10 protein-coding genes are annotated in these 11,961 nt (G+C 60.2%); 4 read left to right on the top strand and 6 right to left on the bottom strand.

Annotated features, from left to right (window positions below):
* The first annotated feature begins 365 nt into the window (after nt 1–365).
* Nucleotides 366–1,988, top strand: a complete 1,623-nt coding sequence (locus tag HMPREF2527_RS04810; protein ID WP_070506793.1) for an L-lactate permease — start codon at nt 366–368, stop codon at nt 1,986–1,988.
* 246 nt (nt 1,989–2,234) lie between these two features.
* Nucleotides 2,235–2,624 carry a DUF1304 domain-containing protein gene (locus tag HMPREF2527_RS04805; protein WP_049353022.1) on the top strand — a complete coding sequence of 130 codons (390 nt, stop codon included), beginning with the start codon at nt 2,235–2,237 and terminating at the stop codon, nt 2,622–2,624.
* Nucleotides 2,625–2,760: 136 nt separating this feature from the next.
* Here the strand turns inward: HMPREF2527_RS04805 and HMPREF2527_RS04800 are convergent, their stop codons facing one another.
* Together HMPREF2527_RS04800 and HMPREF2527_RS04795 are read right to left on the bottom strand one after the other, a co-directional pair.
* Nucleotides 2,761–3,549, bottom strand: coding sequence for a DNA-3-methyladenine glycosylase I (locus tag HMPREF2527_RS04800; protein ID WP_070506790.1), 789 nt, complete (start codon nt 3,547–3,549; stop codon nt 2,761–2,763).
* 213 nt (nt 3,550–3,762) lie between these two features.
* Nucleotides 3,763–4,374, bottom strand: a complete 612-nt coding sequence (locus tag HMPREF2527_RS04795; RefSeq protein ID WP_049345282.1) for a methylated-DNA--[protein]-cysteine S-methyltransferase — start codon at nt 4,372–4,374, stop codon at nt 3,763–3,765.
* 334 nt (nt 4,375–4,708) lie between these two features.
* Between HMPREF2527_RS04795 and HMPREF2527_RS04790 the strand changes: the two genes are divergently transcribed.
* Nucleotides 4,709–5,287 (top strand): hypothetical protein, encoded by a 579-nt coding sequence (locus HMPREF2527_RS04790; protein WP_044150609.1) that lies wholly within the window; start codon nt 4,709–4,711, stop codon nt 5,285–5,287.
* A 107-nt stretch (nt 5,288–5,394) separates the two neighbouring features.
* Here the strand turns inward: HMPREF2527_RS04790 and HMPREF2527_RS04785 are convergent, their stop codons facing one another.
* The 4 genes from HMPREF2527_RS04785 to HMPREF2527_RS04770 form a co-directional block, all read right to left on the bottom strand.
* The gene (locus HMPREF2527_RS04785) at nt 5,395–5,709 is read right to left on the bottom strand and encodes an N-acyl-D-glutamate deacylase (RefSeq protein ID WP_141744446.1); all 315 of its coding nucleotides are present in this window, start codon (nt 5,707–5,709) and stop codon (nt 5,395–5,397) included.
* Between the two features lie 665 nt (nt 5,710–6,374).
* Entirely contained in the window at nt 6,375–7,931 is a 1,557-nt protein-coding gene (glpK, locus tag HMPREF2527_RS04780; protein ID WP_049350376.1) for a glycerol kinase GlpK, read from the bottom strand.
* Nucleotides 7,932–7,973: 42 nt separating this feature from the next.
* Entirely contained in the window at nt 7,974–8,771 is a 798-nt protein-coding gene (locus tag HMPREF2527_RS04775) for an MIP/aquaporin family protein (protein WP_070506788.1), read from the bottom strand.
* Nucleotides 8,772–9,123: 352 nt separating this feature from the next.
* The gene (locus tag HMPREF2527_RS04770) at nt 9,124–10,869 is read right to left on the bottom strand and encodes a glycerol-3-phosphate dehydrogenase/oxidase (RefSeq protein WP_070506786.1); all 1,746 of its coding nucleotides are present in this window, start codon (nt 10,867–10,869) and stop codon (nt 9,124–9,126) included.
* Nucleotides 10,870–10,997: 128 nt separating this feature from the next.
* Between HMPREF2527_RS04770 and HMPREF2527_RS04765 the strand changes: the two genes are divergently transcribed.
* Nucleotides 10,998–11,945 carry a sugar-binding transcriptional regulator gene (locus HMPREF2527_RS04765; protein ID WP_070506783.1) on the top strand — a complete coding sequence of 316 codons (948 nt, stop codon included), beginning with the start codon at nt 10,998–11,000 and terminating at the stop codon, nt 11,943–11,945.
* The last annotated feature ends 16 nt before the right edge of the window (nt 11,946–11,961 follow it).

The raw sequence follows: 11,961 nt of genomic DNA, 5'->3' as shown, positions 1-11,961 counted from the left end.
GGGGGGGGGTGGTTAGGGGCAAATACCGGGGAGTGTAAATATGCACATAAGTATCGTTTGTGCACACTTAAGGTCACCCTATCCTGAAGTCTAAGGAGAGACCTGTTAGCTTAGACAGATAAAGTCAAGAGCACCTAGTGGGCGAGAAGGAGCCCGCTCACCGCCGCCGCGCTACGGTATATCGCCACGGCAAATCACCAAACGCCCGGCAGCTCAAGACCATCACGCTTCACCGATGGACCCGTCCACGAGACACAGGACGGGCCCATCGGTTTTTATGCGGCCCGAACGCTTCCATACAGCGCAGACGCCGTACCGGAAGAAGCGACCGCCTAAAGCACAGACCGAAAGGAACACCCCGCCCCATGTGGCAGCAAACCTACGACCCGCTGAACTCACCGGTGCTCTCCGCACTGGTCGCAGCAGTACCCATCATCCTCTTCCTGCTGGGCCTGACCGTCCTGAAACTCAGCGGCCTCAAATCAGCACTGCTGACCCTCGGCACCACCCTCATCATCGGTTGCGCAGTCTTCGGCCTGCCCATCACCGCAGGTGCCGGCTCCATCCTCTCCGGCTTCCTCTCCGGTGCATGGCCCATCGGCTGGATTGTGCTCATGGCGGTGTGGCTCTACCGCATTGCCGTACGCGCCGGTAACTTCGACATCGTGCGCTCCTCCGTCTCCTCCATCTCGAACGATCAGCGCATCCAGGTGCTGCTGATTGCCTTCTGCTTCGGTGGCTTCATCGAAGGCGCGGCAGGCTTCGGCATCCCGATCGCTATCTCTGCTGCACTGCTGGTATCCCTGGGTTTCAACCCCCTCAAAGCATCCATGCTGGCGCTGGTAGCCAACGCCGCATCCGGCGCATACGGCGCTATCGGCATTCCCGTGACCACCGCAGCTAAGGTCGGCGGCCTGGACATCGCGCACCTGTCCGCAGGCATGGTTCCGGTACTGCAGATCTTCGTCGCCTTCGTGCCGCTGCTGATGGTCGCAATCCAGGACGGTATGCGCGGCATCCGCGAAGTCGGTCTCGTAGCGCTCATGACCGGCGTGATCTTCTCCGGCGGTCAGGCAGCTATCCTGATACTGCTCGGCTCGCCCGAACTGGTCGACATCATCCCGCCGCTGCTGTCCCTGGTAGCACTGGCGCTCGTGATGCAGAAGTGGCAGCCCAAGCACATCTACCGCGAATCCACCGCACCCAGCCTCGAAGAAGCTCAGGCTCAGCAGAGCGTCAAGCACACCGGTGCTGAGATCGTTAAGGCGTGGAGCCCCTTCATCTTCCTCTCCGCAACCATCCTGCTCTGGTCCACCGCACTGAAGCCGATCTTCGCAACCAACGGCCTGCTCGGCGCCGCAACCCTGGCGTTCCCCATCCCCGGCATTCACGAAGCCATCACCACCGGTGCCGGCAAGACCGTGACCGCGATGTTCTCCTGGAACATCCTTGGTGCTTCCGGTACCGCAATTCTGGTGGCTGCAATCATCACCGTTCTGACCTCGAAGATCAGCTGGGGCGAAGCCTTCGAAGAACTCGGCGGCACCTGGAACCAGCTGAAGATGCCGATCCTCATGATCTGCCTGGTCATGTCCGTCGCAAACGTGATGAACTACGCCGGTATGACCACCTCCATTGCGCTCGCGCTCGCGGCAGCAGGCCCGGTCTTCCCGCTGCTGTCCCCGATTATCGGTTGGATTGGCGTGTTCGTGACCGGCTCGGTGACCAACGCTAACGTGCTCTTCGCGGGCCTGCAGTCCACCACCGCAGCCCAGATTGCTGTTGACCCGACCCTGCTCGTTGCTGCAAACACCGCCGGTGGCGTGATGGGTAAGATTGTCTCCCCGCAGTCCATCGCGATTGCGGCGGCGGCTGTGAACAGTGCCGGCGAGGAATCGAAGATTACCTCCATGTCCATTAAGTACAGCGCTATTCTGCTGGGCCTGGTCTGCGTCTGGTCCTTTGCTCTCTCACTCATGATGGGCTAAAGGCCAATACCGGATTCGGCGTAACCCCGCGTAAGAAACCCCTCGATGAGAACCCTGCAATTTTCTCTGCAGACGACGAATCGAGGGGTTCTACGCATATTCAGGGAAGTTCCGATAAGCCCGGAAGAAGCGTAGAATTACTTCTTGTGCTTGCTCCTGCATGATTCTGAACATCACCACAGGTTGTGCTCCAGAATAAAGAACGGGCAGGTGCCTCATAGAACACCTACTGCTTAAGGAGAAATAATGCAGGCACTCGCAACGGTCACCACCGTTTTTGCCTTCGTAGCAATCGCTATTCACGTGTACATCTGGATCATCGAATCCTTCCTCTGGACTAAGCCCAAGGGTCGCGAAACCTTCGGAATGACCGAAGAATTCGCCGAGTCTACCAAGGAGATGGCGGCAAACCAGGGCCTGTACAACCTGATGCTCGCCTGGATCGCCGCAACCGGTCTGCTCGCTTTCTGGTTCGGCTCCCCGCAGGTGGGTGTGGCACTCATGTTCGCAGGCCTGGGCTCCATGGCGATTGCCGGTGTCTACCTGTTCCTCACCTCCCCGGCAAAGCGCAAGCCGGCACTGATTCAGCTGACCCCGCCGCTGCTGGCGCTGATTTTCCTCTTCGTGATGATCTAACCCTGTGACGATCTAATTCAGGGCGGAACATCTCAACGTATAAAAGCCGCGTGCTTACTTCTACGAAGTGGCGCGCGGCTTTTCTGCGCCCTTAGACGCGAGCACGCCGAGTGAGGGGAGCTTAGGGCGAGGGGGCTTAGGTAAAGAGCCCCGAACAGCCGCGCCGATGCGAACCCACCAGGTGAGCGTCCACCATGCCGACCGCACACATGAGCGCATACGCGGTCACCGGGCCCAGGAATACCCCGCCCAGAGCTTTAAAAGACTTGGCGAGGAGCGCGGACTCGGGCGTATCGGTAGGAATATCCTGCAGGGTATGCGGCGCGATAGTATTGCTCGGCGCGAAAGACCACAGCCACGCGGGCAAGCCAGCCGGTACGCGTGTTCCGTCGCTGAGGGTGCGCTCGCGCATCCGTTCCAGATCCTCGAAGCTCAGGGTGCGAACCCGACGGCGGCGAGTGTCTGCCGCCTCGCTGCTATCCTCTTTGGCCGGGGTAGAAGAGGGCGCGATAAGGGGAAGACGAATATCCTCCGTGGAGGCGTCACGGGGCGTTGCGGCAAGCTCGCGCATCCGCAGGGTCAGCCGTGCATTGGAGATGACCGCGCGAATCTTCCTCTCGTTACGGATAATGTCTTCATTCTGGAGGAGCCGCGCAACATCATGGTCGGTGAACGCAGCCACGCGTTCGGGGTCGAAACCCTCGAAAACGCGGCGGAATGCCTCTCGGCGGGCAAGAATCGTGCGCCACGAGAGCCCCACCTGAAAAGCCTCGAGGCTCAGGGCTTCGAAGAGTCCTCGTTCATCGGTGACGGGCATGCCCCATTCGGTGTCGTAGTAGTCGCGCAGAAGCTCATCGGTCACCCACGTGGGGTAGCTCGGGGCGTTTTCGAGGGGGTCGGCGGGAATAGTAGGTTGCGAGGTCACGGTTTCTCCTCTCTGAGATTGCTGAGCCGATCCGAGTGTTTCGGAATCATGTTCTACTTAAACAGTAGCTCTTCTATGATTGAGTCGCAACTATATTCGATTTTGTGTCGTGTTGCAGAGCATCGAAACCGAAAACAGGTACGAAAAAGGGCGGGATACGCATCCGATGCATACCCTATCCCGTCATGAGCTTCGAAGACTAGCCGGCAGGCGCTAGAAGAGCCGCGCCTCCCGCACCTCTTCCGGCTCCTCCAAATCAAGGAGGAATTGTTTACGCTCAACACCGCCGGCATAACCGGTGAGGCTTCCATCGGCACCAATAACGCGGTGACAAGGAATCATAATGGAAATTTTGTTACGGCCAACCGCCTGACCCACCGCCTGCGCGGGGGCACCGGGGCCGACCGCTCGCGAAATATCACCGTAGGTCGTGGTGTACCCAGCAGGAACAGTCTTCAGATGCTCCCATACAATCAGCTGAAAATCGGTGCCCTCAGGATCTAGGGGCAACGTAAAAGAAGTGCGCTTGCGCTCAAAGTACTCGGAGAGCTCCACCTCAGCGCGGGACAGCAGCTGCGCCGCAGCATACTCATCGGCTGGCTCTTCACCTTCTGCAGCGCCGTGCTCCCGTAGGTAGGTGACGGGATTCTCGATTAGTTCACCGAGCTCATGGGGGAGCGGAAAATGCGCCTGGTCCTCGTACCAAATGCCGACAAGCGCATCCGCACGGGTGGCGATGTAGAGCGTGCCCACGGGGCTTGCATAGCGCGTGTACCAGCGCGAGAGCGCTTCCGGCGGCTGCGGCGAATCGGTCGCTTTGGTCATGCTCTTCCTCGTAGGCTCGTGGGCGTGTACTGCAGATGATGTATAGGGGTAAATACCCCTTTCAACCATCATAGGGGAGGCGCGCCTCCGTACCGTACCCGCGGCGGGTTTTGTCTATAACTAACCGCTACGAGATATACACATCGCCGGTTACGCCTCTCACGAGGTCCCGCCAATTTTGATTGAGCCCGAAGACCTGGCATTCTGTGAAGTACACACCGATACACCGCAATTCAATACTCCGGCTTCTCCACCCCGCACCGGGTGGGGGATGACCTGTGTTTCTCGTGCCCCAACGTTGGGTTCAACGACGACTGAAATTGCAAGGAGAAACATGGAAGATCTGAAAGACATCCGCCGGCAACTCAAAGAAAACCCGGAGAGCCGAGAGCTCAATAACCGTTACGCGCAGGCGTGCCTCGACATCGCGAAAGAATATACCGTTACGTCCCAGGGACATATCTTTATTTGCTCGCCCTCAGATTTAGAAGCCGTACGGTACGTCATGGCCAAGATCCCTAACGATTCGCTTCTAGACGGCGAAACCTTAGAGGAATACAAACGCCTGGAGAGAGCCGTTACCCAGGCTCGTATAAATAGAGGTAAACCCGGTAGCAAGATGGGCATTTACTATGCCCTCATCCTTTTTATAGTGATGCCTTCCATGGCGGCACCAGTCCTTCTGCTATGGGAACTCACCGTGCTTGGCTCAGACCACACCCGGGACCCGAGAGCCCTCATTTACCTGATTCCTGTCGCTCTCATTACCGCTGCGCTCCTCTGGGTTGGGTGGCTTGTTGAGCGAATCCCCGGCTGGAAATATAACGCTCTGATCGTCGAAGAGAACAAAAGACTAGAACTAGCCAGAGCCGAAGCTGAAGCGCAGCGGAGCACTGACTCAAACCAGAAATAATCTTGAGTGTAGGGTCGGACTCTGAACCGCGATTTTAATGCAAACGTGCCGCCTCACCGGTACCGGTGAGGCGGCACATTTATGCTGTCTAGGGGATGGCAGGCACGCTACTTAGCAGCTGCTCCGTTGGGATTGCCCTCCGTGTGGTGAAGGTGCGGCAGGTGGGTCGAGTGCAGGTCGTGACCGAGCACATCGTGTGCGTCCGGGTCCTCGTTCGGGAGCACGTGCGAGTACTTGGAGTAGTAGCGGTACAGCGCGTAGGCGCCAATCACAGTCAGTACGATAGCAACGCCCAGAGCCCACGGTACAGCTGCGGGAGAATACATGACAGAGAAGAGCACCAACAGCCAGGAGAGAGCAGCTGCAAGAACCGAAACGTTCATAGCAATAATTGCAAGCTTGCGGCGACGGACATCAACCATAATCGGTGCGGGAAACCCGCTCCCTCCTTCCAACGGAGCCTCTCTCCGTTCTCACGACCACCGGAAGGTGCCAGATGCATAACCAACCGCCATCTTCGGCGACCAGAATAGAATCAATAAGCCTATATATCTATGATACGGCGCTTGAAGTGGACATCAAAGGCAAACAAACGCTGTTAGATCAACCCCACACAACATGTAAACGGGTATCTCAACAAGGGGCATAAAACCAGTGATTTTTACAGCGAGAACTGCAACACGAAAAGCGAACCCCACTCATCGTTAATGCAGAGAACCTAGTAACAAGAGATAAAAGTCCGTCCGCCGCGGTACGTGAAGCACCGTGGCGGACGGGAGCGTAAATAAGTATCAGCGCGAACCGTCGACTCCTGTCAGGACAGCGCATGAATATGTCGCGTACGCGTCCTGTGCGGTACTGACACCTCACGAACAACACCGCGCCAGGTGACCGGCGGAAGATACCGAATTTACAAAAACCAACGGTACCCCAGCACTAATTTTTGTAGAAATTACGCCGCAATAAACGCTGAATTGAGCGTCATAAAACAGCGAAAAGCCCCGGCTGCTTCAACCCCATAGCGGGGGAGAAGCAGCCGGGGCGTCGCTAGTACGCGGGCCGTGCCGTTAGGCAACGGGTGCTGTGATTAGGCGGTCGGAACGTCCTCGTCAACCCACTCGAGGGTGCGGGAGACAGCCTTCTTCCACAGGCGGTACTGGCGGTCAACCTCTGCGGGCTCCATGGAGGGCAGCCAGCGCTTGTCCTCAGCCCAGTTGTCCACAACGTCCTGCTCGCCGCTCCAGAAACCAACAGCGATACCTGCAGCGTATGCTGCGCCCAGAGCGGTGGTCTCAACAACCTTCGGGCGGATTACGGGAACGCCGAGGATGTCAGCCTGGAACTGCATGAGGAACTCGTTAGCGGTCATGCCGCCGTCCACGCGCAACTCGGAGAGCTCAACACCGGAGTCAGCGTTCATTGCGTCCAGAACCTCGCGGGTCTGGAATGCGGTTGCTTCCAGCGCCGCACGCACGATGTGTGCACGGTTCACGTAGCGGGTCAGACCAACGATGACGCCGCGAGCGTCGGAACGCCAGTGAGGTGCGAACAGGCCGGAGAATGCGGGAACAACGTAGCAGCCGCCGGAGTCCTTGACGGAGGTGGCCAGTTCCTCAGACTCTGCAGCGTGCTCAATCATGCGCAGGTTGTCGCGCAGCCACTGGATCAGGGAGCCGCTCATTGCGACCGAGCCTTCCAGAGCGTAGACGGGTGCTGCATCGCCAATCTTGTATGCGACGGTGGTCAGCAGACCATTGTTGGAGAAGACGGGCTCGTTGCCGGTGTTCATGAGCATGAAGTTACCGGTACCGTAGGTGTTCTTCGCCATGCCCTTCTCGAAGCAAGCCTGACCGAAGGTTGCAGCCTGCTGGTCGCCGAGGATACCCGCGATGGGGGTGCCGCTGAGCAGACCGGTTGCGCGACCGAAGCCGTACACCTCGGAGGAGGACTTGATCTCGGGCAGCATGCTCATGGGGATACCCATATCTGCAGCAATCTGCGGATCCCATTCGAGGGTGCGGATGTCCATCAGCAGGGTGCGGGATGCGTTGGTTACGTCGGTGACGTGCACGCCGCCGTCAACACCACCGGTCAGGTTCCAGACCAGCCAGGTGTCGGTGTTGCCGAAGAGCAGGTCGCCGCGTTCTGCGCGCTCGCGTGCGCCTTCAACGTTGTCCAGGATCCACTTGATCTTGGGGCCGGAGAAGTAGGTAGAGAGGTTCAGGCCGACGATGTCGTGGTACTTGCCAACGCCCTCTTCGCCTGCGAGCTCTTCAACGATTTCCTGGGTGCGGGTGTCCTGCCAGACGATTGCGTTGTAGACGGGCTCACCGGTGTTCTTGTCCCACACGACGGTGGTTTCGCGCTGGTTGGTGATGCCGACTGCAGCGATTTCGTGGTGGTTGACTTCGCCGTTTGCCATAGCCATTGCTACGACCTTACGGACGTTCTGCCAAATTTCGGTTGCGTTGTGCTCGACCCAGCCGGCCTTGGGGAAGATCTGCTCGTGCTCGAGCTGGCCCTGAGCCACGTTCTCGCCCGCCTTGTTGAACAGGATCGCGCGGGAGCTGGTGGTGCCCTGGTCGATGGAGAGGATGTACTTGCGCTCGACGTTGAGGGTTGCGGAGTGCAGAGAAGTCGTCATTGATTTTTCCTTAGAACAAAAGAACGGGGGTATTAGAGAGGTTTAGAGGGGCAGAACTGCCGGAACGATCAGGCCTGCGAGGATAGCGCCGATGATTGGGCCAACAACCGGAACCCATGCGTAAGACCAGTTGGAGCCGGTCTTACCGGGGATGGGCAGGAAGGTGTAGGCGATACGGGGGCCGAGGTCACGTGCGGGGTTGATAGCGTAACCGGTTGCGCCACCGAGGCTCATGCCGATAGAAACAACGACCAATGCAACAGCCAAGGGGCCAATCTGGGCGGGGGTCTTACCGGATGCGATAATCCAGCCAATCAGGACGAAGGTGCCGATAATCTCGGTGAGCAAGTTCCAGCCGTAGGACTTGATGGCGGGGCCGGTTGCGAAGATGCCGAGGCGGTCGCCGGGGTCCTCATCGAAGTGCTTCTTGTAGGTGAGGTAAGCAGCGACCGCGCCGGCGATTGCGCCGAGCATCTGAGCGACGATGTACAGGGCGATGTTGCCTGCGGTTGCGGGAACGCCAGTTGCCAGGTCGCGGCCTGTGGTCGCCAGGCCAACGGTCACAGCGGGGCTCAGATGTGCACCGGAGAGGAAGGAGAGGTACACGGCGGTGAACACTGCCAGACCCCAACCGAAGGTGATAACAACCCAGCCTGCGTCCTTAGCGTAGGACTTCTTCAGGGTCACAGCGGCACATACGCCGGCACCGAGCAGAATCAGGATGAAGGTGCCGAAGAACTCGGATGCGAAGATTCCGAGGGTGGTGGGATTGCCGGAGGCATCCACGAGGGAGGATGAACCGGCTGCAAGTACAGTTCCTGCGGAAGCAAGAAGAGACATTGGTGCTCCTAGGGGTGAAGCGTTCGGAAGGACTCGCGAACCGTTGCGTGCCGTATCCAGTGCGACCTTTGCCGTTGTAACGGGTCGGGGCACAACGCTGTGCTGATATACGTAGCGGATTGCTACGAACAAGTTGGTAAAAATGGGGTAAGAAGCAGACCGCACCTGGGGAACGGACCCGTTGATGGGTTTCTACTTCTTGAGTTGGGGTTTTAGTAAGGGGATTATCGTAACGGTTACCTCACCTTTCGTCCTCCCCTCACAGGATTTGGACTAGTCCATGCCCTGTGAGGGGAGGGCGGCAGGTTCGTACCGGGTGAACCGGTTACGAGGGGTGTGGAATCTCTAGGGATTAGAGCTTGATGCGGGGATCAACCGCGGGGACGGCCTCAATCTTGGCCGAAGCCTCGGCGTCGGTGGAAGTGGATTCCGCCTCGCGGATAGCCTGCACGCGTGCGGCGTAGAGGTCACGCTCTTCCTTGACCTTCTGATCGTCCCAGCCGAGCTCGGAGCGCAGAATCTCAAGGATTTCATCGGCGGCAGCCAGGCCGCGGTCGCGCTGCTCGAGGTCGAGGCGTACGCGGCGGACCAGCACGTCCTCCAGGTGTAGGGCGCCCTCGTAGCGGACCGCGAAGACAACGTCTGCACGCAGGAACTGGGGTGCCTTAGCCAGGGGAGCGCCGAGGGAGGGGTCAGCGTCGATGAGGGCGCCGAGGTCCTCAATCTGCGCGCCGTAACGCTCGAGCAGGTGGGTGATGCGGTCCTCGTCCCAGCCGTAACGCTCGGCGTAGCGTGCGCGGTTGGCAGCGATGGCGTGGTAGCCGTCGGCACCGACCAGGCCGATGTTTGCGGTCACGGAGGGGTTCTGCTTGGCCTGCTCACCCAGTGCGAAGTTCACGGCGTCCTCAGCCATGACGCGGTAGGTGGTCAGCTTACCGCCCGCAATGGCGCTCATGCCGGGGGCAACCTCGGTCACGGTGTGCTCGCGGGAAACCTTGGTGGATGCGGCGCCGTCCTTGACCTTGGGCTGCAGCAGCGGGCGCAGACCGGTGTAGGTGCCGATGATGTCCTCGCGGGTCAGCGGGTTGGCGATGAGCTTGTTCGCCTGCATCAGCACGTAGTCGATGTCCTTGCTGGTGGCGACGGGGCGCTCACGGTCCTCGGTGTAGGGGGTGTCGGTGGTGCCGATAATCCAGTAGCGCTGCCAGGGGATGATGAAGAGCACGGACTTTTCGGTCTTGGTGAAGATACCGCTGGTCGCGTTGATGCGGTCGCGGGGAACCACGATGTGGATGCCCTTGGATGCGAGCACCTCCAGGCCGCCGTCGGGGTTGGCCAGGGACTCGGATTCTTCGGTCCACACGCCGGTTGCGTTGATGACGTGCTTGGCGCGTACGTTCAGGCGCTCGCCGCTCTCGAGGTCCGCCAGCTGCGCACCGATGACGCGGCCGGATGCATCCTTGTCGAAACCGATGACCTGGGTGCGGGATGCGGCCAGGGCGCCGTAGCCTGCGGCGGTGCGGACCACGTCGATGACCAGGCGTGCGTCGTCAACGCGTGCGTCGTAGAACTGGATGGCGCCGGTGAAGGCGGAGTCCTTGATGTCGGGGAAGACGGTCTTGGTGCCGGCCTTGGTGAAGTGACGCTGCGAGGGAACGCCCTTGTGGCCGCGCGAGCCGAGGAACGCCAGGGTGTCGTACATACCGATGCCGATGGCGGAGTAGGCGCGCTCGATGACGGGCATCTTCAGGGGCCAGAGGAAGGGCTGTGCGTGCACCAGGTGGGGTGCAATCTTGTTCAGCAGCAGGCCGCGTTCGGTGAGGGCCTCGGTCACGAGCTTGAAGTCGAGGTTGTAGAGGTAGCGCAGGCCGCCGTGCACGAGCTTGGAGGACCAGGCGCTGGTGCCTGCGGCCCAGTCGCCGGCTTCGACGATGCCGGTGCGCAGGCCGCGGGTTGCGGCGTCGAGGGCGATGCCGGCGCCGGTGATGCCGCCGCCCACAACCAGGACGTCGAGTTCTTCATTGGCCATGCTCTTGAGAGCCTGGGCGCGGGATGCAGCGGTCAGCTGCGACTGCTGTGCAAAGTGCTGGGAGCTCATGTGCTGTTCTCTTCTTTTCTGCGAGAGCCGCTACGGGGCGGCGTTGCCTGTCGTCTTGACTTAGTAAAACCCGATAATGAAATAATTACCAAGTAGAATGAACGGATTTTCACAGGGGGTCTTTGCCCATGAACGAACGCGCTAGCCACACCTACGAGGCCGCGGAGCTCTACTACATCCACAACATGACCATGGATGCCATCGCGAGCCGCATGGGAGTCTCGCGAGCCACGGTTTCGCGATTGCTCAAAAGCGCCCGAGAAAGCGGCATGGTGCAGATCCGACTGGACGACTCCTTCCGTACCCGCAGCGAACTGGAGCGGCGCATCGGCGAACGCTACAAGGTGCGCGTGACCCTGGTGAACGTGCGCGCCGACGCCACGCCGATTGCCCGCATGAGCCAGGTGTCGCGCACCGCCGCCTCCCTGCTGGACTCGCTCATCGACGACGGCACCCGCCTGGGCGTGGCCTGGGGCTCCACCATGACCGAGGTGTCTCGGCACCTGCCGCGCCGCCCCCTGACCGGCGTGAAGGTCGTGCAGCTCAACGGCGCGGGCAACGCGCACCACTCGGGTATTCCGTACCTGGGTTCTCTGTTGGGGCAGCTGGCCAACGCCTACGAGGCGCAGACCGTGCACTTCCCGGTTCCCGCCTTCTTTGACTATGCGGAGACGAAGGAAGCCATGTGGCGCGAGCGCAGCGTGCAGGCAAGCCTGCGGGTGCAGCAGAGCGTGGACCTGGCCATTTTTGGCGTGGGTGCGTTCGGCGGCCCGATTCCCTCGCACGTGTACTCGGGCGGGTATTTTGACGCGGAGGAGCAGTACCGCCTGCGCGAGCTGGGAGTCGTGGGGGACATGTGCACCGTGCTGTTGCGAGAGGACGGGTCGTGGGCCGATTTGGAGCTGAACCGGCGCGCCTCGGGCCCTACGCCTATGGAGCTGGCGCGTATCCCGCGGCGCATTTGCGTGGCTTCGGGGGTGCACCGTGCGAGGGCGCTCCGCGGGGCTCTGCGCACCGGCGCGATTACGGATTTGGTGTTGGATGATGCGCTCGCCAAGATTCTGATGGATAGGTAGCTTTCTCGGGGGGGGG

It is taken from the genome of Rothia sp. HMSC071B01 (assembly GCF_001808945.1).
GTDB lineage: Bacteria > Actinomycetota > Actinomycetes > Actinomycetales > Micrococcaceae > Rothia.
The sequence above is the reverse complement of the archived record's forward strand: the minus strand, read 5'-3'. Positions and strand labels throughout refer to the sequence as shown.